The following is a 22,098-nucleotide window of genomic DNA, read 5'->3' as shown; positions in this document are numbered from 1 at the left end:
GCGCGGTTATCTGCGTCGCGCCACCACGATGTCCTGGAAGTCATGAATGGCGCCGGGAACAATAGTCTCGATATCGAACCATTTGGTCCAGACGGCGTCGATCCATCGCCTGTTCACGAAAGTGACGCCGTAATCATAAAGCGAGGACGTAAGGTGCCCGCTCTGGCGCGTGAAGTGAAATCCATCGCCTTCCGCCAAAGCCTTGCCTGCGCCCTGGAGCGCATCAGCGGGTATGCATAGGAGATCAAGGATATTCGACTCCGCGCTGGCCCGCTGGATAGCCCGATCGCCATGGACCGTCAGCATCAAAATCGCGCCAGGGCGCGTCACCCGCCATAATTCATTGAGATAAAAACGATGATCCTCGTCATTCATATGGGTGAAGACGGAAATGCTGACGACCGCGTCGAAACGTTGATCCGCGAAGGGAAGCGGTTGACGCGGCGCGGTTTGCAGGGCCTTGACCCACGGCAGATTGCCGCGCACCCATTCAACCATGTGAGGGTCGACGTCCACGCCGACATAGACGCCGCGATAGCCCTTGAAGAGCCGCGCGACGCGCCCGGCGCCAACGCCGAAATCGAGCCAGGCGCGATAGGAGGCCAGCGGCGCCGGGCTCGCCGCGGCGAGAGCGCGCATGATATCGACGCCATGCCGGGTGAAATCCTCCGTGCGGCTCAGTCCAGAGGTCGCGGTCATCAACGCAAGCGGCGGGAAAGGCGCGATATGCGAAGCCTCCGCGGGATCAATGTGCAGAGCGCCCTCATTGTAGGCCAGCCAGGAGTCGAGCGGTCCCTCGACGCCGAGCTGCGCCGGATTTGAACCGGATTGATCCGCGCCCTCCGTTTGGATCGGCGCGGCCGTGGCTTCCGCCGCATCGACGCCGCCGAGCGCGTGCGCGCGATACATGGCGAGAACATCTTTCGCCATATCGGCTGGCGCGCGATCGTAAGACGTCGCAGCGCTGAGGCGGGCCGCAAGCTCCGGATCATCGGCGACCTTGTGCAAGACCGCCGTCAGACTGGCGACATCCCCCCGCGAAAAATGGAAACCATTGCAGCCGTCTTGCACAAATTCCGTCATGCCCAGCACATCGGAAATGATTACGGGCGTATGGGTGGCGAGCGCCTGAAGCAACACGAGCGGGCTGTTCTCGTACCAGGTGGAAGGGATGACGAGGTAGTCGAGGCCCGCCAGCGCGCCGGCGAGTTCTTGGCGCGGCAAGGTCCCCTGAAATCGAACAGGGAGCCCCTCGGCCTTTTGCCGCAGCGTCGCGTAATAGGCCGGGTCTTGGTCATCTGGACCCCAGATCTGCAGCGAGAGATTTTGCCGTCCGCTCGCACGAAGGGAGTCGAGCAAAAGATGCGCGCCCTTATGTGGAAATAATTGCCCGATGAAACCCAGTCTGACGCTGTCCCCTCGCGCGCGCGCCGGCTTGGGACTGCGATCAATCTCGACCCCAAAATGACTGATGTGCATCGGCGCCGGAAACGCATTGGCCTCATAAGCGCGCTTCAAGAAAAGTGTCGGCGCGATCGCTTCGCAATAGACGCCCATCGCGCGGCGCAGAATATCGGGCCGCACGACAATGTCGTTCGGCTCAAAACCGCTGATGCTGAATGGGTTTTCCTCGCGTCGGCCGAGCCGTGCGAGCCCTTTTGCCACGAACGGCCGCAAACGCCGGTCAGCGCCGAGGCGGGTTAACGGCTTCGCGTCGGGACGCGCGCCGACGAGCTGGAGGAAACAGGCGATGCAATTGGCGCGGGCTTCATCGGGTCCCGCGCAGAGTTCTCCCTGCGCATTCTCGAGCCTGTTGTTGTAGCAAAAGCCGAAGAAGTCCGTGAGCGTAGCAAATGCCGGAATCCCCATGGCGCGCGCGACGTCGAGCAGAGCCGTCGTGTGGCTGATCAGGTGACAGACGTGAATGACGTTGGGCTGGATCTTGCGCAGCAGACGCTCATGCAGATTACGAAGCGCGGGTTGCTCATAGGTGTCGCGAACGCTGCGGTTCGGAAAAAGATTCTTGTCGATCGAAATGACGCGGACGCCATCATAGACCCGGTCCTCGATGAGCCGTTTTTGCGCCGGTTCGCCAGCGAGCGTCGCTGTAATGACGACAGGCTCCTCCCCTAAAGCGATCAGCTCTTTGGCGAGCGTCAGAGTATAGGCCTCGGTGCCATAAAAATGCGCCGGGAAAAAGCAGTGAACGTAGAGCGCGATTCTCATGAGCGATCCTTCACGCGCGCTCTGCCAGGCTCTTGAGCGTTCGCGCGATTCCCTCGGCAAACGGGACCCGCGTCGACCAGCCAATTTCGCGCGTGGCGCGCGAAGGGTCGAGGACAGAAAAGGGCGCGTCGAACGCGCGCGCCGGACGCCGGTCGACCTTGACGGGTCTTTGCAGATACTGCTCGAGGATGGCTATAATGTCGTTCAATGAACGCCCTTCTCCACTGCCGATGTTGAGAGCGAAAGATGAATCCCCGACGCGGGCGGCGCGCATGAGCGCATCGACGGCGTCGTCGATATAGACATAGTCCCGCACCGTCGAGCCGTCGCCGAAGAGAACGATCGGCGCGCCGCTCAACGCCGCCTTGCTGAATTGCGTGACGGCGCCGAAAAGCCGCTCCGGGTTTTGTCCGGGACCGAAGAGATTTCCAATGCGGAGCGATACGGGACGAATGGTGTTTGTGGCGGCGAAAAGATCAAGATAGGCCTCAACGGTGCGCTTCGAGACGCCATAGGCCGAGATCGGATTCAGCGGATGATCTTCTTTAGCGCGCGCTTGTTGCAGAGGGCCATAGATCGCGCCGCCGGAGGATGCGAAGACGAAACGCAGGGCCGCTCCAGGCGCGATGCTCTCGATAAGCCGCAAGGAGCCGACAATGTTTTCGCGGGCGTCCTCGGAGGGCGCGAGAGACGCCTCGGCGGGAATCGTCGACCAGCTCAAATGATAGATCACGTCGATCCCGCAAAGGATCTCCGGCAAAGGCGCCTTTGGATCTATGAGGTCGATCTGGCGCCATATAAGGCGCGGATGCGGCGCAAAGGGATTAGTCTTGCGTCCCGCCGCGATCACGGTTTCACCCGAGGCGAGCAATGCTGGAACCAGGGCTCGCCCGAGAAAACCGCTGGCGCCGGTAACGAGGGCTTTGCCCGTCATGATCGCGGCGCCCCTACAACGGAAAAACAATCGCGTCCGGAAGTCCGGGCGTCATATCAAAATCACGCGGCGCGACATCCCGGTAGAGATTGTGGTAGGAGACGGCCATCTTCTCGACGGAAAAACGCTCTTGCGCGATGGCGTGGTTGCGTCGGCCGAGCGCCTTGAGACGATCGCGGTCATCGAGCAGCGAAACGATGAGCGCCGCCGTTTCTTCGAGAGTTTCGCCAAGGGTTTCGTCGCTCTGGAGAATTTCCGGCACCGCGCCGACGCGATAGCCGGCGACGGCGAGCCCGGCGCTCATCGCAAAGGGGATGACCTGGCCGAAACTCTCCTGCCGCACCGGCGCGACGAATGTCTTGAAGCGTGCAAGATGCGCCGGCAATTCCTCATACGGAACATAGCCGGTAAATTCAAAATGGGGCAGCAGTCCTTCCTGCTCGACGCGGCTGCGGAAATGCGCGAACAGGGAGCCGTCGCCTATGATGATCGCTCGAGTCGCCGGGCGCTTCCTGATCACCGCGATGAACAGCTCTATCGCATCGGCGTTGAGCTTGTCGTTCTCCAGACGGTAGATCATGCCGATCGCATCAAAAGCCCCAGGCGTCTCGCTCAAGCGCGGAGCGAAACGTGCAAGATCAATCCCCGGATGAATGACCGTCGCCGGAACAGTGGAGATAAACTGATCGAAAACGCTTTGAGAGACAAACACATTGCGAGCCACGGGCGCATCGGAAAAAGGCGCCACCGGCGTGTTGACGTTCTGCACGATGAGACATCCGAATTCGGCGGCCATTTCAAAGATCACGCGATACCACGGTTCATCAACGTCGCCCCAATAATGAACATGGACGATGTCGGGCCGGAAGCGGCTGAAGACGCTGCGCACCAGATGCGGCGAGGCCGGCTGCGGGACCAATCTGATGGTCATTCCCTTGTGCGAGCCGCGAGCCGGCAATGCAGACGTTATGACCTCCATCTCGATCCGATGGCCAAGATAATCATGCAGGTCGACGACGAGCTGGGTCGAGCCTCCAACCCAGACATTGGCGATCGCGTGCAACACGCGAGGACGCCGCGCCAGACCGAGTCTCTGACGAAGCCGGACGGCATAGGGCGGCGGCTGAAACAGGCCGAACGAGCGGCGCAGATTTCGCCATAAAACCGGGACGCGGATACGCTTTGTCCACTCGCCGCGCTCCGCGTCGAACGTCAGCCTTTGGCTTTGGAAAGAGGCTTCTTCAATCCGCTTTGCCGTCGCGGGCCAACGCCAGACAAAAGTCACGGCCTTCCAGACGAGGAGACATGCGCCGATGAGAAACTTGACCGCCATACGCAGCAAGGACGCCGCGCGCAAAAAAGGGGTCAACCGCCCAAGCCGCGCCTCGACGTCGGCGAGATGATCCTGCACCATCATGAGGTCGCGCTTTAGCGCGAGACGCTCGCGCGCGGCCTCATCAGCGGCACAGCGCATCGGGTCGTCAAAGGCGGCGTCCTGAGCCGCCGACGCCGGCGTTTCGCTGGCGCGGGCGCTCGCGGCGAATTCGGCCAATCATTCCTCCATGCCGTCGCTGGATCGATCGGACCGGCAAAGCCGAGGGGCAAAACGGTCAGATAGCGCCTTTGGGCCGTGAGATCAACAAACCGCCCGTTCAGGCCAGAGCGCAAGCGAGACTGAACAGGGACAGCCCTGGATGATAAAAGGGGTCATCGCGCAGCCGATCCGCCCAACGGCTCTGGAAATAGGCGCGCTCCTTTGCGTGGGCGTCAAGCCGCCGGAAAGTCGCTTTTCCGCGGCTCGCCGATTCGAAATGCGTCAGGCGCGCGAGCGGCGTCCAGACGGTCTGATAGCCGAGTTCCTCGAGACGCAGGCAGAGGTCGATGTCGTTGAATTCTATCGGTAATCGAAGCTCGTCGAAGCCTCGCGCCGCGAGAAATCTCTCCCGCCTGACAGCAAGACAAGCGCCCGTCACCGCCGAGATCTCATGCACGACCTCGTTGCGCTGAAGCCAGCCGGAGGCAGAGGCCGCAAGGCCAGCGTCGCAATGGCCGCCGCCTTCGCCCATTCCGACGACAATCCCCGCGTGCTGAATACGCCCGTCCGGATAAAGCAGCATGCAGCCGACGGCCCCCGTCGCCGGTTCGCAGGCGCAAGCAACCAGTTCGTCAAGCCAATGGCCCTCCGTGATCTCGATGTCATTGTTCAAGAACACCAACACCTCACCCGTGGCCCTCGCCGCCCCAAGATTACAGAGCCGGGAGAAATTGAAGGGTCCAGCTACGTCGATGCGCGTCACGCGGGGATCGCGTTCCATCGCGGACAAAGTGGCGAGAGCCGCTGGATCCGTGCTGCCATTATCGACGATGACAAGATCGAATGCAGGGTAGGCGGTTCGCTCCAGCAGGGTCGTGACGCTCCGGCGCAGCATGGCGGCGTGATCACGCGTCGGCATGACAATCGTGACGCGCGGCGCGCTGGTCATTTTGTCACGCGGCGCGCGCGGCAAAATGAGCGGATCCCGCCATTGCGTCTCGATGAGCGGACGCGGAATGTGCAAAACCTCTTTGCGGCCGAGATCGAACAGGATTTTGCGCGCAAAGCTGGTTTCCTCGATTGCTTCAGGCGCAGGCGGAACGTGGCCGCGCGCAAATCCAAGCCGAGCGAGCAGCAACCGGCCGACATAGGGCCGGCGCGCTTCGAAGCGGGGGCTCCAGTCCGGCTTGAAGACCGGCGCAAGATCCATCTCCTCGTCGCAATAAGCGGAGACGGCGTCCGGGGCGCGCTCCATCGTCTCAATGAAACAGGCGAGCGCATGGGGCTTCAGGCGATCGCCGAACGCGATAAATCCAAGAAGGTCACGATCTTCGCCCGCTAGCGCATCGACATCGAGGCGGCGGATTCGCGCGTCTTTCGCTGCCAGCGGCGCGACCTGCCCCGCCGCTCCCGCAATCAAAAGCGTCCAGCGCGGAAAAATCTGCGCCCGCAACGCCTCTATTGCGCCGTCAATGCGCGCGGGCGTCGTTGCGTCATCGAGGCGCGCAACAAGCTTCACCATGGGCGCGTTCGCCCAATCGCGGCGCGGAAGCTCCGGGCCGCCAAGATCAGCTGTGACGGAAAGTCTTTTTTGATAGCTCGGCCAAGAGGACAGAGGCGCATGCTGCGTCGCCCAACGGAAGTTCATCTCCGCTTCGGGTCTCCATCCGAGAGCGAAAGTCGCGAGCGTGCTGATGAACCGGCCTCTATCGCCGCGCCCCCCCAGGCGCAGAACCTCTGCAACATCGAGAATTTCAATCGCCTCGATGAGGAAGCTGAACCGTCCCTTTTGCGCGACCGGCGATATCCAGATATCGGTTGTTTCATCGGGCGCAATGGCAAGGCCCTCCCCGCGCCCGAGCACGGGCCCTGGCAGCAGATGCCAGCCGATTTCCTGCGAGCCGCGCCGAAAACTGATCATCGGGCGCGCCGGACGATCGTAGAGGCTGAGCCGGTAGCGTATTTTGAACCAGCGCGAACGAGGAAGGCGCGGTTGCGCCGCGATCGTAAGCCACGGCCGCGTGCTCAAGGCTTCGAAGTGCGGCGCCTGACCTTCGGCGTCCAGCGCCGGGACCAAATCAACGATCGTCCGCTTTGATTCGGCGACGCGAGCGGAGACGGGATCCATCCGGCGGTCAAACCGTCTCGACCGAAGCCGGCGTCAAAACGCGCCTTGCTTCCGCATAGACCTCAAGATCCTGTTCGATCAAGCCGCGCGCGGAACCCATCTCGCGCAGGATATTGGCAAAACCTGCGACTGTCTTGCTGGAGCCGAGTGAAATCGGGGCAAAGGTCCGAGGCAGGTCGAGCACGGCCCCAACGAGGGCGAGGAACGAGTCTGGATCGTCGCGCAGCCCGACGGCGTCGATTTCCGCGAGCGAATCAAGGGCTGCCGCGACCGCGGGGGCAGGTGGCGGATCGAAGGCGTTGGGCGCGGCGAGCTGATAGACGAGCGGATTATAGAGCAGCGTCCGTAATTCGTCGGAGGGGCGCGACAAGAGCGCCTCCAGCGCAGCCGCATCGCTAAGATCGAGATCGCGAACGGCGCCGGTGCAGGTCTGCAACATGGGCATCAAGGAATTGGCGCTGGAGCTCGCCTCGGGCGTCGACGCCCATTTCAGGATCAAAAGACGCTCCGCCATCTCCTCGAACGGATCACGCAGCAAAATGCCCATTTTGAATCCGCGATCGTGCAGCAGCGGCTCCCAGACCCGCCAGAAAATGCGGCCTGACGCGTAAATCGAGTTCGTGAAAGGCATCGCGAAAATCGATCTTGTCGTCTCCTCCGGAAGAAGCTCGATCGCCCGGTAGGACATCTGAAAGCGGTGAAGCATCTCCTCATCGAGCGCGAAAGACCGAAACAATTGCGTTTCAAGACGCAGGAATTTCTGCTGGATCAGATCGCCGCCGGCGCCGCGCCGATAGATCAGCACATTATTTTCGCCGTCCGTGATCTCGAGCTTCGCGGCCGCGCCAATTCCAGGGCAGTTTGATTCATCGGCGACAAAGCCGCAAATGCCGGTGTTGTGCAGGCCCTGCTCCTTGAGCAAAGGACGATAGACGAAAGCCTCGACCGCGACATGATGGTCAGCATCAAGATGAACGATCACTCGCGGCGTCGTCGCCGGATTGTCCGGCATCAGCCAGCCGATGATCCTTTCGCCGACATCTTCGTCGATGCTGAATAACATTGGCTCCCCGGTTGCTGCGCGGCCGCCCGAAGCGGCCTCCTAATCGATGTGCCTGCGATCTCGAATGCCGGCGATCAATAGCATCGCCACGGCCCAGAGTCCGAAGGCGCATATGCCGACGAAAGCGACCGATCTCGCGCGGCGCGGATATTCGGCAACGTCCGGTTTTTCCGGCGGGACGAAAAGAGCGATATAGATGTGCTGGCGCTCGGATTCCTCGCGCGCTTTCTCGTAGGCTGCCTGTGCGACTTCGAGAAGACGTTCCGAAAAACGCCGCTCCAACTCCTGCTGCTCGAACTGCGCGATGGTTCGGGCGGCCGTCTTGGCCTCGCCTTTCGGACTGGTCAGGGCCTCGGTCTGCGCCAAGATCTGGGCGTTAAGAGCCGCGATCTGGTCGGACAGGATTTTCTGTTGCGGCGAGTTCGACGCCATAATTCTGAGATTGGCGTCTCGTTGGCGCTCCAGAGACAGCTTTTCCTTTACGACGCCAAGGAGCCTCGCGGCGGCGAGATCGATCGTCTGCTGCGGATCGACCGTTCCTTCCTTGTTTCGCACGTCTCTAAGGCCGGTGAGAGCGGTGGCGTAACGCGCGCCGGCCCGCTGCATATCGTCCTCCGCCATGGCGAGGGCGTCCTTGCGCGCTCTGGCGGCGACGCTATCGACCATGCGTTCCGTGGCTTTTTCGACGGCCCGCGCGATAGCCAGCGCGTCATCGGGCGTAAAGCCTAAAACGCGCACGAGCACGAGCCCCGATACGCGATCGACAGTAACCGAAATCATCGATTGCCAATAGCGCCACAGAGCGTCATCGCTCGTTGACGCATCGAAGCGCGAAAGCCAATCCGCTTCGCGCCGCGAAAACATCGCGCGGAGCGAGCCGTCTGCGTCGAGTTCGCGCACGAGATTGCGGCTTCGCAAATAGTCCGCCGCCATGTAAGGCAAACGTCCGATATCGTTCTGTCCGCCACCGCGCATGAGCGTCGATACAATGCTTTGTTCGGCGACAAGGTCGCTGGCCGAGCGGATGCTGAAGCGAAACTCGACGGCATATCTATCGGCGGCGATCAATCCATAATAGAGGCTGGCGATCAGAACGGGCAGAATAACGCAAAGAGCGAAGGAAATCTGATGCCAACGCCATGACCCGAATTGATCAATCGGCACCGAGACGCGGCGCAAATCCTCGCGGAGTACAAAGTGCTCGACCGCAGATTCTCCGGTCGCCCGATCCTCCGGCCTGCTTTCAAGACGCGTCTCGCTCATGAGAAGATCGCCTGCCCCGACCAGTTCATCTTGCGTGATCGCGGACGCCGGCGACGGTCAGCGCGATCACCGCCCATGCTGTGAAAGCGCCGATAAGGATCGCCAAGATGGCGAAGCCGCGGCGCGGAAACAGAGAGCTTTGCGGCGTTGTCGGATCCTCGATGGAAACCAAATAGATATGGCGGCTGTTCGCGTCCGAGCGCGCATTATCCAACAGCTTTTCGGCCAGCTCGACCCTTTTTTCGGCCAGTTTCTTTTCAACGTCCAGCCGATCATAGTCCGCCAGCGCCGCCGATGCGGTTGAACCGTTGGCGCCTGCGCCCGTGATCCTCGATTCGAGCGCGGAGATCTGGGAGGCCAGGATGTTCCGGTCCGATTGGAGGATCTTGATTTGCAGCGCGTCCGCGCCGAGCGAGGTGCGCGCGATCGCCAGCTTCACTTCGACTTCGGCGAGATCACGCCGTAATTCCCCAATGGTTTCGCTCAACGAATGGGCCGAATCGAGCGGATCGATCGACATTCGCGTATTTCTGAACTGTTCGACGCGCGCGCGCCAAACTGCAAGCTTGTCCATCGCAGCCTTGACCTCGGCCTCTCCCCGTTCGGTCATGTCGCGCCGCATGCGGTCGAGAAGCTCGTTGACGACGATGTCGCAACGCGCGCGGATGGCGGTTGCGAGGCGCACGGAATCCTGGCGTGAAAACGTTTTGACCTTGACGGTCAGAATTCCCGAAGCGATTTCCACCGATGGATCAACCGCCTTGCGCCAGTAACGCAAGAAATCTTCCGGCGATCCTGACGGATTAAATCGCGCAATAAAATCGGCGCCGGGCGCGCTGAATATGGCGCGCAGATCAATAGCCTTGGACAGGTCGTCGATGATCGTCTGGCTGTGGATATAATCCGCGACGATAAAGACGTCCTGACTGGTGTTTAGAGATGCGAGCGTGCCAAGACCGGACGCCGCCAGCGCGTCGCTGCCGGGCAGCGACTCCGTCGTGCCACGGACGGCGAAACGCATCTCGGAAATGAACTGATCGGACGCGATGAATTGAAAATAAATGAAGCTCGCGGCGACTGGCAGAACGACAAGGATGATAAAGCTTCGCCAAAACCAGGGCCCGTCATCGTCCACATCGATGGGTTTCGCGCTGGCGCCGGCTGCGCGCGAGCCCAATCGCGCCCGAAGAGCAGCAGCTTTGATGGCGATGGCGGCGATTTGCCGAACCGATTGGCGGACGCCTGCCCCGACGTCAATCGCGCCAACGGCCAAACGCGGGCCGGGGAGCCTTTGACGAACGGCGTCTTGCCTGATTTCGGACGTCATGCGGAACTACCGCCTCGCGACAGAGGACATTTGCGCGACGCGATCAAGAAGCTCGCGGCGAGAACCGGCGAAGCAGAGGCTTCCTGCTGAACACAAAATCTTACTCTTCCATTAACAATGCGTGATTAGAGAATCATTTCGTCCACGCTCATCGACGGTTTGCATTAGAATATTTTGCGCAGATTGCGATGCGCTCCGCGCCATGATGAACAAAACAGGAGCGGCGCCTGAAAATCGCCCGGATTTTTCCTATGCTGCACGCTTCTGTCCTGATCGGATATGACAACGTGATCTGCGCCTTTCATATTGACTGGCCAACTGAATTTCTGATCTGCTCCAGGACGCTTTATCGGCTTGTCGCATGAACCTTGCATAACACTGATAATAGATGATGAATCGCCCTTTGTCTCCCGACTCCTACCCTCTCTCCGGGATCAAACCACTATAACCATCAAAACCGGCGCTAAAGTGATAATCAAGCTCGTTGGTAAGCCCGGAATTTGTCCTTTCTTTGCCCTTGACGCTTGCAGAGTCACTGGGGCAAAAAGGTTATTATTGCAGATCATCGCACCTTTAATTCCATGTATGCTCTCCTGAAGAGCTTCGCTCGGCCCGAGAAGGGCGTATTGGAGTCTGGCAGCATTTATGAGAAATCGCGAGGGCGACCGACTGACGCCAACGGTGGAACACGACGCGGAAGTCGCAATCATAGGACGTTCCTGCAGACTTCCGGGCGCTAATTCTCCTGAGACACTTTGGGATTTGCTGTCCTCGGGACGATGCGCCATATCGCAAGTGCCGGCTGACCGATGGTCGCTAGAACGGCTTGGCCATCCAAAGCCCAAGGAACGCGGGCGCAGCTATACTTGGGCGGCGGGAATTCTCGATGATCCATGGGGCTTCGATCCAGCGGTCTTCGGCATTTCGCCGCGCGAAGCCGAACAGATGGACCCGCAGCAAAGGCTCCTCCTCGAACTCGCGTTCGAAGCGATCGAGGATGCTGGAATCGCGCCGTCCTCGCTCGCCGGCACGCACACAGGCGTGTTCATCGGTGGCTCCTCGCTCGACTACGGCAATCTGCGGCTGCACGATCCGGCGGCGGCTGACGCCTATTTCGCGACCGGCAATACGCTGGCCGTGCTCTCGAATCGCATCTCCTACGTGTTCGACCTGCATGGGCCGAGCTTTACCATCGACACCGCTTGCTCGTCCTCGCTCGTCGCTCTCGACGCCGCGGTCGCCGCCATCCGGAGCGGCTCGATCGATACGGCCATTGTCGGCGGCGCCAATGCGCTGGTCAGTCCTTTCGGTTTCATCAGCTTTTCGCAAGCCACAATGCTGTCGCCGACAGGTCTCTGCCGCGCCTTTTCGGCAAAGGCTGACGGCTATGTGCGCGCGGAAGGCGGCGTCGTTCTCGTCCTGCGCGCTCTTCGCCGCGCACGCGTTGAAGGCGATCGGGCGCACGCCCTGATCGTCGCCTCGGGCGTCAATTCCGACGGGCGCACGAGCGGCATTTCGCTGCCTTCGAAAAAGCATCAGAGCGCCCTGCTCGATCGTGTCTACGAAGACGCTGGCGTCGATCCGGACGACGTCGCCTTCGTCGAAGCGCATGGCACCGGGACGCGGGTCGGCGACCCCGTCGAGGCCGGCGCGATCGGCGACGTCCTCGGGCGACGGCGACGCCAGCCGCTGCCGATCGGATCGATCAAGAGCAACATTGGCCACATCGAGCCGGCCTCCGGTCTCGCCGGCGTGATGAAAGCCATGCTGGCGCTGGAGCATGACGAATTGCCGCGTTCGCTCCATTGCAGCGAACTCAATCCAGACATCGCCTTCGATGACCTCAACCTCTCCGTCAGCGTCGAACCCGTCGCGCTGGCGCGCGATGGGCGCCCTCGTTACGCCGGCGTCAGCTCGTTCGGCTTTGGCGGCACCAACGCGCATGTCATCCTCTCCGACGCGGCTCCCGTTCTGACTCGCGGCGCGCCCGTCAAGGCGCCACAGTTCCTTTTCCTGTCGGCACAGTCCGAAAGCGCTCTCGCAGAACTCGCCCGGAACTATTCGGCCCGGCTCGCGGGCGTTGGACCGAATTCTTTTCAACGGATCGTCGCCGCGACGGGGCATCGGCGCGAACGTCACGCCGAGGGGCTCGTCATTCCTCTCGGGGCGCCGAAAGCCGTCATCCAGGCGCTTGATGCGGCGGCGGAACAGGCTGACAATTCACGGCAACTGGCCTCGCCGCATATCGTCCTCGGGTCGGCGATCGAACGTGATGCGCCCGTCGCTTTCGTCTTTTCCGGCAATGGCAGTCAGTGGCCTGGCATGGGCCAACACGCCTACGAGGCAAACGCCGCCTTTCGCGATCGCTTCAACGCCATCGACGCCCTGTTCCAACCATTGTCCGGCTGGTCGCTGGCGGCGATGATGTTCGATGCCAATATCGCAGCGCATCTGGCGCGAACGAGCATCGCGCAGCCTCTGGTTTTCGCGATCCAGGCGGCGACGGCTCATTGCCTGACCGGCCTGGGTTTGCGTCCGGCGATGACGCTTGGGCACAGCATGGGCGAAGTCGCCGCCGCCGAGGCCGCCGGCATCCTCGACCTCGCGAGCGCCGTCAGTGTGATCTATTACCGCAGCCATCATCAAGAGCTGGTCCGGGACGCCGGCGGCCTCGCCGTCTTGTTCGGCCCGAGGGACGCGGCCGAAGCATTGGTGGCGGAAATTCCCGAACTCGTCATCGCCGCGCATAATTCGCCGCGGAACTTCACAATTTCAGGCCCCTTTGACGCTCTGGAACAATTGGCGAGGGCGAGCCGCGCTTATAAGGCGCGCGTGCGGCGGCTCGACCTCGTCTATCCGTTTCACAGCGACCTCATGGGCCCCGTCGAGGCGCCGCTTTATGACGACCTCGCGACATTGGCGCCAATGCGGAGCCGCGTGACTTTCATTTCCACGGTCGACGCTGATGTCCTGGCCGGCCCCGAACTCGACGCGCTGTACTGGTGGCGGAACGTTCGCGAACCGGTTCAGTTCAAGGAGGGAATCGAACGCGCCGCTCATTTGGGCGCCCGGATCTTCGTCAAGATCGGGCCCGGCGCGACCCTCGTCGCCGACATCAAGGAAACCGCGGACAATATCGGAGCGACGATCGCCGCTTTTCCGGTGCATCAGCAAAAGCCGCTTGGGGATGATCCCTTCCGGCGCGCGGTCGCCGAGGCGCTGACCCGCGGCGCGGCGATCGACAAGGCCGCCGCATTTGGCGATGATCCAGGACCCGTGGACAATCTGCCAGCCTATCCGTGGCAGCGAAGAATCTGCCGGCTGGGCGAGACCACCGAAACCTCGGGACTGCTCAGCGTGCGCGCCTGGCATCCCTTGATCGGAGCCCGTTTGGCCGCTGATGCGCTGGAGTGGCACGCGCAGGTCGATCCGCTGTTGATCCCGGCCCTGGCCGATCATCGAATCGACGGCCAAATCTTGCTGCCGGGCGCGGCCTTCGCTGAAATGGCGCTCGCCGTGGCTTCGGATTGGCTTGGCTCGAAAACCGTCACGATCGAGGATGTTGAAATCCTCCAGCCGATGATCTTCTCGGCCAATGTCTCGCGCCAAATCGTCTGCCGCGCGGCGCCGATCGCTGGGACAATCGAAATCATGAGCCGTCCGCGGCTCAGCAATACGCCCTTTGTGCTCCACGCTAGGGCCAAAGTCGTACACAGGCCGGGGCCGACACTGCGCTTCCCGGTCCACGATTTGCCGACGATTCCGAAACGGCGGGAAAAAACTGTTTCAGGCCTAGAGCTTTACGCCAAGGCGCAGCAGTCCGGGCTCGAATTCGGCCCTGCCTTTCGCCAGGTCGCCTCCGCCGCCCGTGAGGGCAAGGCGGGAATTATTGTCAATCTGCGGTCTGCGCAGGCAGATCCTCGCTACGGTCTGGATCCCGCACGCCTCGACTCATGCTTTCACGGTCTCATACTCCTCTTCGCGGATGTGACGGGGACGGCGCGCGCGCCTGCCTATTTGCCGGTGCGGTTCGGCGAAATCAGACTTGAGCGCCCGGGCGAAGCCATCGCGCAGGCGCATATCGATATAAAGCGCTGCGACGAACGAGCGATCGTTGCAGATTTTACCCTGCTCGACGCGGACGGCGAACTCATCGCAAAGCTGCGGGATGCGCGCTATCAGGCCGTGCGCGCGGCGCTCCGTGGCGATCTCGCCAACCATGCGGTGGCGCAATCCCTGACGCTCGCGGAAGAACCGACCGCGAGCCGGCGCGACGCATGCCTGACGCCCGATGTTTTGGCTCGGGCGGGGGCGCGCGAAACGGCGAACGCCGCCGCCAGTTCACTGCCAGCCGATCTCGTGCTGATCGAAGGCTGGGCGACAGCGGCCGCCTACCGCCTCGCTTCCAGGCTGGCGACCGGCAACAGAATCGCGCCAAAGCAGTTGATCTCCGCCGGCCGTTTTCCCGCGGCGCATGGCGGATGGCTGATCACTCTGCTGAAGGCCCTCGCGGACAGCGGCCTCGCTGAGCCGGACGGCGAGGCCTATCTTCTCGCCGGAGACCTCGATCTGCCTGATCCCGAGGAGATCCTGCAAAGTTTCGCCGCCGATCATCCGAGGCGATCGGCTGAGCTTCTGCTCGCCGCGCGCACGGGAGCGGCGATGGAGGCTCTGTCCCACAGTGACGCCGCGATTGGTTCGCTGAGCGAATCAGCGATCGAATCCTTTGAAATCGGTTCGCTCGCAGTCGTCGCCGCCGCCGATCTTCTCGCTGATCTGTTGCACCGATCCTCCGAGCATTGGCCACGCGATCGGGCCCTGCGCATTCTCCAGATCGGACATGGGCCTTTGTCTTCCCATTCGGTCGGGCTGGCGTTGCGCCATGACGCGCGCCTCACCATTTTCGAACCGGATCAAGCCCGGCTCGAGCGCGCGAGACTGGCCTTTTCCCGCGATGCGCGCATCACTTTCCTCGACAATCTCGAAGCCATCCAAAGCGGCGGATTTGATCTTGTCATCGCGGCGGACGCGCTGCATCGCATCGCTCCGCAAAAAATCCCGTTGGCGCGCATCGTCGATACCATTGCGTCAGAAGGCTTGATCGCCGCGATCGAGCCTGAGGCGTCGCTCTTCCGCGACCTCGTGTTTGGACTTGATCGCGAATGGCCTGCCGAATCTGGCCAAAGCGGCTGCGTTCTCTCCGCTTCTGACTGGTCCGGCGCGCTGAGATCGGCGGGTCTTCACGCTGTCTTCGCCGAGCCCATCATGACAAAGGCAGGTCCGGCTCTTCTCGTCGCCGGGCAAAAGCCGAAGGCCGCGGCAAAGGGCAACCGGCTCGCCAAAGCGCTCATCATCCGCGATGGCGATTCCCGAACAATCGAAGTCGTAGCTGCTCTCGCCGACCGTCTCCACGCCGGGGGCGCCGATTGCCGCGTGGAAGACACGGACGCGCTCCATCGCGACGGACCTTTTGAGGCAGTGGTCTGTCTCTCCGGCCCCGCGTCAGCGGGGCAAAGCTCGGTCGAGCATCTTGCTGCGCGCTGTCTGTCATTGAAAGCGGCGGCCGAACATCTCGGCAAACAAAGAACGCAATTCTGGATCGTCACGCACGGCGCACTCCGGGTCGATGAAGATGCGCCAGCATCCGAGGCTGGCGTTTGGGCCTTCGCACGGACCTTAGCGAACGAGTTTCAGGGGCTCGTCGTGCGTCGCGTCGATGTTGCGCCGGGACTTCCTCCGGCAATCGAGGCTGAGCGTCTCGCGGAGATCGTCGTTTCGGGGACCGCCGAAACCGACATCGTCGTCGATGCGCGTTCGACCCGCGTGGCGCGGCTGCGCGCGCAAGATGGCGGCGAGGCGCCTGACTTTGGATCGCCCGCGACGGCAAGCCGCCTTGAAAAGGGCGAGGGCAGCGGGCTTGACCGAATCCGCTGGACGCCGATCGAACGCCAGCCTCCGGCGCCGGGAGAAATCGAAATCGCCGTCGCTGCGAGCGGCCTCAACTTCCGCGACGTGATGTGGGGGCTTTCCATCCTGCCCGACGAGATGCTGGAGGAAGGCTTCGCCGGCCCGACACTCGGCCTTGAATGCGCCGGGCATGTCGTCGCTGTTGGACAGGGAGTCGACAGATTCAAGACCGGCGACGAGGTCGTCGCCTTCGCAGGGGGGGCCTTTGCCAGCCACGTCACCGTCAATGCCAATATGGCGGCGCTGATTCCCGAAGGCCTGCCGCTCGAAGCGGCGACGACCATTCCGGTCGCTTTTCTGACCGCTTATTACGCTCTCGTCACCTGCGCACGCCTTGCGCCCGGCGAATGGGTGCTGATCCACGGCGGCGCCGGCGGGGTCGGCCTCGCCGCCTTGCAGATCGCCCGTTGGCGTGGCGCGCGCGCGATCGCGACTGCGGGATCCTTGGAAAAGCGCGATCTTGTCAGGACGCTCGGCGCCGAACATGTCTTTGACGGGCGCTCGGGAAACTTCGTCGATGACGTGCGCCGCGTCACCGGCGGCGGCGGCGTCGCGGTTGTTTTGAACAGTCTTTCGGGCGAAGCGATGGAGCGCAGCATCGGCCTCCTCGAACCATTCGGCCGCTTCGTTGAGCTCGGCAAGCGCGACTATCTCGCCAATACCCACATTGGCCTGCGCCCTTTCCGCAAGAATCTCGCTTATTTCGGCGTTGATCTCGATCATTTGATCCTCGCTCAGGCCGAAAAGGGGCATCAGCTTTTCGAGGAGGTGATGCGCCGCTTCGCGGAGGGCGAATTCTCAGCCCTGCCCTATCGCAGCTTTCCCGCGCGCGAATTTATCGACGCCATGCGGCTCATGCAGCAATCAGGACATATCGGCAAGATCGTCATCACGCCGCCAAAGCCGGGCGAAATCCATGTGGCGCCATTGAACCGTTTCGAGGTGGCGCCCGACAAAACGCATCTCATCACGGGCGGCTTCGGCGGCTTCGGCCTTGCGACCGCGCGCTGGCTCGTCGAGCGCGGCGCGCGCCATCTCGCCCTCATTGGGCGCAGCGGCGCGAACAGCCCCGAGGCGCGCGAGGCGCTCGCCGATTTCAAGACGGCCGGCGTCAAAGTGCATGTCGCGGCGTTGAATATCGCCGACGCCCGCGCTGCGAAGACCTTGTTCCAGACCATCGCGAAAGAGATGCCGCCTCTTGGCGGCGTCATTCACGCTGCGATGGTGCTGGATGACGCGGTGATCGCCAATCTCGACTCTGAGCGGCTGAAAAATGTACTGACTCCGAAGGTCGCCGGCGCTGAGCATCTTGATCGCCTGACCCGCGATCTGCCGCTTGATTATTTCGTGCTGTTCTCATCGGCGACAACCGTGATCGGCAATCCCGGTCAAGGGGCCTATGTCGCCGCGAACGGCTTTCTCGAGGGGTTGGCGCGGCAACGGCGAGCCGCCGGCAGACCGGCCCTCGCGGTCGCCTGGGGAGGCATCGAAGACGTTGGTCTTCTCGCGCGCAATCGTTCGCTGAAAGAGACGCTGGCGAGCCGCGCCGGAGTCAAAGGCATGAATGCGCGCGATGCGCTCAATCTCATGGGCGAGGCTTTGTCGCGTCCGAACCGGGGCGCCGACGAAGCCGTTCTGGTCATCGCCGAAATGAACTGGACGACTGCGCGAACTCATCTGCCGCTTTTGTCTTCGCCGACCTATGCCGAACTTATTCGCGAAGACGCAGCGGCTGAAGCCGACAAGCGCGAGAGGATCGACGTGGCGGCTCTCATCGCAACGCGCGCGCCGGAAGACGTCCGCAAAACCATCGTCGACGTGATCGTTGAAGAGATCGCGCATATCCTTCGATTGCCGGTCGAGAATTTGAATCGCAGCAAGCCGCTGTCGGAAATCGGCCTTGACTCGCTGATGGCCGTCGAACTTGGCGTCAGCCTCGAAGAGCGCCTGTCGCTCGAGGCGCCGCTGTCGACGTCGGCAAGCGGCTTCAATGTCGGGGAACTCGCAGACCATATTCTCGGTCTTTGTGTCAACGCGACGAGCGAAGAGGCTTCGATTGCGCAAAATCTCGCGGATAAACATCTCGGCAAAGGCGTCGCCGACAAAATGGCGCCGCTCACCGCCCTTGTTGAAGAGAAGAGCCGCGATCTGACGCAAATCCTGCGGTAGCTCAAAGGTGCGGGCAAGGCTTCGATTCGCTCGTAGCTTTTGCATGATCGCGCCTTTCTCGCCGCCGCCCTTCGAGGCTCGCCAATGGACTGCCCGGTTGCCTATGACATCACAAGACTGGCGACGCGCGTTCTGAACCGCACGCCGAACGGCATAGACCGCATCGACTCCGCCTTTGCGCGCCGTTTGCTCGGTTCGGCGACTGCCGGTCATCTGGCGATGATGATGACGCTACAGGGACCGCGCATCATCTCTGGCGCCGCAGCCGCCGATGTCGTGAACGGAATTTTCCTCCATTGGGGCGAAGACGAAGCTCCCGGGGAAGATGAAAGCTATCGCCGCATCGTTAACTGGCTCTCCGGCGAGACAAGCTCATTCAAAGCCGCTCAGCGCGTCGCGCGCGGGCGCAGCGGGCAAGCCTCGGGCGTCGCGCGCTGGATCAGACAACACGGATTCCCGATCGGGCAGTCGCCTGTCGCCGCCCTGCCCAAAGGCGCGCGCTACCTCAACGTCAGCCAGTTTCCGCTCTGGATTCCGAGCTATTTCCGCTGGCTGAAACAACGTCCCGACGTCAAGGGCGTCTTCTTCATTCATGATCTGCTGCCGATCGAGCACCCGGAATATTTCCGTAAAGCCGAGTATGATCGTCATTTGCGCCGACTCGTTAATCTGGCTGAGTTCGGAGCCGCGGCCATCGTCACGACGCAGGTGGTGAAGGAGGCGCTCCAGGCTCATCTGGCGCCACTCGGCCGCAAGGATATGCCCATTCTCGTTGCTCCGATCCCGGCGGCGCCGATTTTTTCCGATCGCCGGGCCGCGTCTTTGGAACTGACGGACAGTCCCTATTTCGTCGCCTGCGGCACGATCGAGCCGCGCAAGAACCATCTTCTCTTACTGCATGTCTGGCGCGAACTCGTGCGGCGCGACGGCGCTTCAGCCCCGAAGCTGGTTCTGATCGGCGCCCGCGGATGGGAAAACGAGAATGTTGTCGACCTGCTGGAGCGCTGTCATGCGATCGGCAATCACGTCATCGAGGTTTCAGGGCTTTCGACGCCAGGCCTGAAGGCGCTGATGGGTGGGGCGCGCGCCCTGCTCATGCCGTCATTTGCGGAAGGATATGGGTTGCCCATCGCCGAGGCGCTCGCCGTGGGAACGCCTGTCATCGCCTCGGACATTGCAGCCTTCGAGGAAAGCGGCGCAGGCCGCATCACGGCGCTGAGCCCGATCGACGGCGAAAAATGGCTGGAGACGATCCGCGCCTTCACCGCCCCTAATTCTCCCGAGCGCGCAGCCGCGAAGGCGCAGACCGATCGATTCGAGGCGCCGAGCTGGAGCGGCTATTTTGCCAAGGCCGAAGCGTTTCTTTCGGATCTGTAAGGATCGTGAGTGCGGATGACTGTTTTGCTTTCGAGCGCACGCGCGTCCTCGCCACGCAGCCGCTTTGCGATTTTCAGCGTATTGACGACGAACAGAGACACGAACACGACGCCGACGAGGCAAAAAACGAGATCATAGGCCGAAAATGTCTGACCCAAGACCGCGATCTTCGAAGGGCCCGATATATACATCCAGAAATTGATGAGGATGAGGCCAACGCGGAGTTCCGTCGGTCCAAGCGCCAGGAAAGACAATTGGAAACTGCCCGAAACGTGATTGTACAAAAAGACGTACATGCACAGCAGAAAATAACCAATGAGGACGAACAGCGCGACATCGAGGCGCATATAGGCCGAAAAACCCAAGCCGCCCAGAATCACCAGATTGCACAGGGCGTCGACGGTATGATCGAGAAAATAGCCGTAGCGCGGTCTCTCGATTCGCCTGAAGCGGGCAAGGCTTCCATCGAGCGAATCGCCGAACCAATGGATGAAAAATCCCAAGGTGGCCAGCCAAAAAAAAGCCGGATTGAACCGGCTGCCGACATATCCCGCAAAGACGATTCCGGCCCCGCCGACGCCGAGCGCGGTCAAACGATCCGGCGTCATGAAGCGCGGCATGCGCGCGCAAAGCCAATTCAGAAGCGCACGCTCGCGCCGCGCCAAAATATTGGTCTGAATACGAATCGTGGGTTGCGTCTTGACCCTTGATGCGGTCTCCTGACCAAGACCGTTTGATATGGTCTCTTGACCAAAACTAATGGTATGCGTCAAAGTCTCGCCCCCGACTTACGCTCTACTCGAAGTAATCCGTTCATTCATAAGCAATGATCGCAGCACCGCCCCCGGCTACCAAGCCTCCATTTCGAGTCTGAGTAAAATAGTCAGGCACTGTGTCAAAAAAGCGCCATGTCCTTAGCTATCCCCACTATTTTGATTATCTGGATCATCATCGAGGTGATAAGCACGCTCTCGGCGTGGCGCTACACCTGGGGGTTGCCGCGCGCGGAGGTCCCGGGCAGGACTCCTCCCGTGGCGGTCATCGTCGCCATCAAAAACCGGTCGGCCTTGACCGAGGATTTTCTCCAGCGTCTGCGCGCTCAGGATTATCCCGACTACCGCATTGTCGCGGCGGTTGAATCAGGCGACGATCCGGCCTTCGCCTTGCTGAACGAGGCGGCCCGCAAGCCCGGCGCGAATCTGGCCACCGTCGTCGCAGGTCCCGTTGAGCACGGCGGCCAAAAGGTGTGGAACCTCCTCGCGGCTCTGAAGGCGATCCGAAGCGAGGACGAGATCATCGTGTTTACCGATGCCGATACGCTGCCCGCTCCCGAATGGCTGGCGCGGCTCGTCTCGGCGCTGATCGACGCCGGCTATGACTCGGTGACCGGCTACCGCTGGATGATTCCAACGGATGGGCGGATCAGTTCGGCTGTCGTCGCGGCGGCGAACGCCTCGATCGTCACCCTGCCGCGCATTCCGGACGTCATCAATTTGTGTTGGGGCGGCGCCACAGCGGTCCGTCGCGAGACGCTGGAGCAGATCGACATCGCGGCCTATTGGCGAGGCGCGATCAGCGACGATCTGCAGATGACGCGCGCGCTCAACGCGGCCGGCCGCGCCATTTTCTCACCGCGCCAGAGCCTCCTTCTGTCGCCGATTGCAATGGATTGGAAGGAGGCTTTCGCTTTCGGTCAGCGGCAATATCGCCTGATGCTGACGCATGTGCCGATGCTTTGGCTTTTCGCCGCGTTGACCACGGGTCTACCGATCATCGGCGCCTGTCTCGCCGTCTTCCTCGCGCTTCAAGGGCAGATCGCTGGATTTTTCACGCTGGCTCTATCGGCCGGATTTGGCGAGTTGCGCTATCAGAACCGACGGCGCATCGTCCGCTCGCTCTGGCCGGAAACGCAGGATTGCGACCTTGCGCTCTATTGGCGGGTCGAACGTTTCTTGCGGCCTCTATGGTGGAGTTTTCATTTCGTCTGCATTCTCGGCGCACTCGGATCCAGGCGCTTGCGCTGGGCCGGCATCGACTATCTCGTCCGTAGTCCGCAGGACGTCGTCGTTCTGCGCCGCCGGCGCCCGCCCGCATAGGCTTCGTCAAAGCT

11 protein-coding genes are annotated in these 22,098 nt (G+C 61.8%); 3 read left to right on the top strand and 8 right to left on the bottom strand.

The window, feature by feature from the left end; translation table 11 throughout:
• Positions 1-6 precede the first annotated feature (6 nt).
• The 7 genes from MPC4_RS04010 to MPC4_RS03980 form a co-directional block, all read right to left on the bottom strand.
• Complete coding sequence (locus MPC4_RS04010; protein WP_174511385.1) at positions 7-2,226, bottom strand: glycosyltransferase; 2,220 nt, start codon at positions 2,224-2,226, stop codon at positions 7-9.
• A gap of 10 nt (positions 2,227-2,236) precedes the next feature.
• Complete coding sequence (locus MPC4_RS04005) at positions 2,237-3,160, bottom strand: NAD-dependent epimerase/dehydratase family protein (RefSeq protein ID WP_174511384.1); 924 nt, start codon at positions 3,158-3,160, stop codon at positions 2,237-2,239.
• Positions 3,161-3,173: 13 nt separating this feature from the next.
• Positions 3,174-4,712 carry a glycosyltransferase family 4 protein gene (locus tag MPC4_RS04000; protein ID WP_174511383.1) on the bottom strand — a complete coding sequence of 513 codons (1,539 nt, stop codon included), beginning with the start codon at positions 4,710-4,712 and terminating at the stop codon, positions 3,174-3,176.
• 100 nt (positions 4,713-4,812) lie between these two features.
• The gene (locus MPC4_RS03995) at positions 4,813-6,822 is read right to left on the bottom strand and encodes a glycosyltransferase family 2 protein (protein WP_174511382.1); all 2,010 of its coding nucleotides are present in this window, start codon (positions 6,820-6,822) and stop codon (positions 4,813-4,815) included.
• A 7-nt stretch (positions 6,823-6,829) separates the two neighbouring features.
• Positions 6,830-7,885 (bottom strand): hypothetical protein, encoded by a 1,056-nt coding sequence (locus MPC4_RS03990; RefSeq protein ID WP_174511381.1) that lies wholly within the window; start codon positions 7,883-7,885, stop codon positions 6,830-6,832.
• A gap of 39 nt (positions 7,886-7,924) precedes the next feature.
• Positions 7,925-9,148, bottom strand: a complete 1,224-nt coding sequence (locus MPC4_RS03985) for a KpsE/RkpR family capsule polysaccharide export protein (protein ID WP_174511380.1) — start codon at positions 9,146-9,148, stop codon at positions 7,925-7,927.
• Positions 9,149-9,173: 25 nt separating this feature from the next.
• Positions 9,174-10,475, bottom strand: a complete 1,302-nt coding sequence (locus MPC4_RS03980) for a KpsE/RkpR family capsule polysaccharide export protein (protein ID WP_174511379.1) — start codon at positions 10,473-10,475, stop codon at positions 9,174-9,176.
• A gap of 645 nt (positions 10,476-11,120) precedes the next feature.
• Between MPC4_RS03980 and MPC4_RS03975 the strand changes: the two genes are divergently transcribed.
• Together MPC4_RS03975 and MPC4_RS03970 are read left to right on the top strand one after the other, a co-directional pair.
• Entirely contained in the window at positions 11,121-18,611 is a 7,491-nt protein-coding gene (locus MPC4_RS03975; protein ID WP_174511378.1) for a type I polyketide synthase, read from the top strand.
• A gap of 84 nt (positions 18,612-18,695) precedes the next feature.
• Positions 18,696-19,988: a glycosyltransferase family 4 protein gene (locus MPC4_RS03970; RefSeq protein ID WP_174511377.1), complete on the top strand. Its 1,293-nt coding sequence runs from the start codon at positions 18,696-18,698 to the stop codon at positions 19,986-19,988.
• Here the strand turns inward: MPC4_RS03970 and MPC4_RS03965 are convergent.
• Positions 19,949-20,761, bottom strand: coding sequence for a CDP-alcohol phosphatidyltransferase family protein (locus tag MPC4_RS03965; RefSeq protein ID WP_244628831.1), 813 nt, complete (start codon positions 20,759-20,761; stop codon positions 19,949-19,951). The two genes, MPC4_RS03970 and MPC4_RS03965, sit on opposite strands and share 40 nt — an antisense overlap.
• Before the next feature lie 135 nt (positions 20,762-20,896).
• Here MPC4_RS03965 and MPC4_RS03960 point away from each other — a divergent pair, with 135 nt between their 5' ends.
• Positions 20,897-22,084 (top strand): glycosyltransferase family 2 protein, encoded by a 1,188-nt coding sequence (locus tag MPC4_RS03960; protein ID WP_174511376.1) that lies wholly within the window; start codon positions 20,897-20,899, stop codon positions 22,082-22,084.
• Positions 22,085-22,098 lie beyond the last annotated feature (14 nt).

The organism is Methylocella tundrae, from assembly GCF_901905185.1.
In the GTDB taxonomy this organism is placed as follows: Bacteria; Pseudomonadota; Alphaproteobacteria; order Rhizobiales; family Beijerinckiaceae; genus Methylocapsa; species Methylocapsa tundrae.
This window is presented reverse-complemented; position numbering and strand designations above follow the sequence as displayed.

What these genes read in the sequence shown, in the direction of transcription:
- MPC4_RS03960 (WP_174511376.1), top strand. Translation starts at nt 20,897, where the DNA reads ATGTCCTTAGCTATCCCCACTATTTTGATTATCTGGATCATCATCGAG.
- MPC4_RS03995 (WP_174511382.1), bottom strand. Translation starts at nt 6,822, where the DNA reads ATGGATCCCGTCTCCGCTCGCGTCGCCGAATCAAAGCGGACGATCGTT.
- MPC4_RS03975 (WP_174511378.1), top strand. Translation starts at nt 11,121, where the DNA reads ATGAGAAATCGCGAGGGCGACCGACTGACGCCAACGGTGGAACACGAC.
- MPC4_RS03980 (WP_174511379.1), bottom strand. Translation starts at nt 10,475, where the DNA reads ATGACGTCCGAAATCAGGCAAGACGCCGTTCGTCAAAGGCTCCCCGGC.
- MPC4_RS03990 (WP_174511381.1), bottom strand. Translation starts at nt 7,885, where the DNA reads ATGTTATTCAGCATCGACGAAGATGTCGGCGAAAGGATCATCGGCTGG.
- MPC4_RS04005 (WP_174511384.1), bottom strand. Translation starts at nt 3,160, where the DNA reads ATGACGGGCAAAGCCCTCGTTACCGGCGCCAGCGGTTTTCTCGGGCGA.
- MPC4_RS04010 (WP_174511385.1), bottom strand. Translation starts at nt 2,226, where the DNA reads ATGAGAATCGCGCTCTACGTTCACTGCTTTTTCCCGGCGCATTTTTAT.
- MPC4_RS03970 (WP_174511377.1), top strand. Translation starts at nt 18,696, where the DNA reads ATGGACTGCCCGGTTGCCTATGACATCACAAGACTGGCGACGCGCGTT.
- MPC4_RS03985 (WP_174511380.1), bottom strand. Translation starts at nt 9,148, where the DNA reads ATGAGCGAGACGCGTCTTGAAAGCAGGCCGGAGGATCGGGCGACCGGA.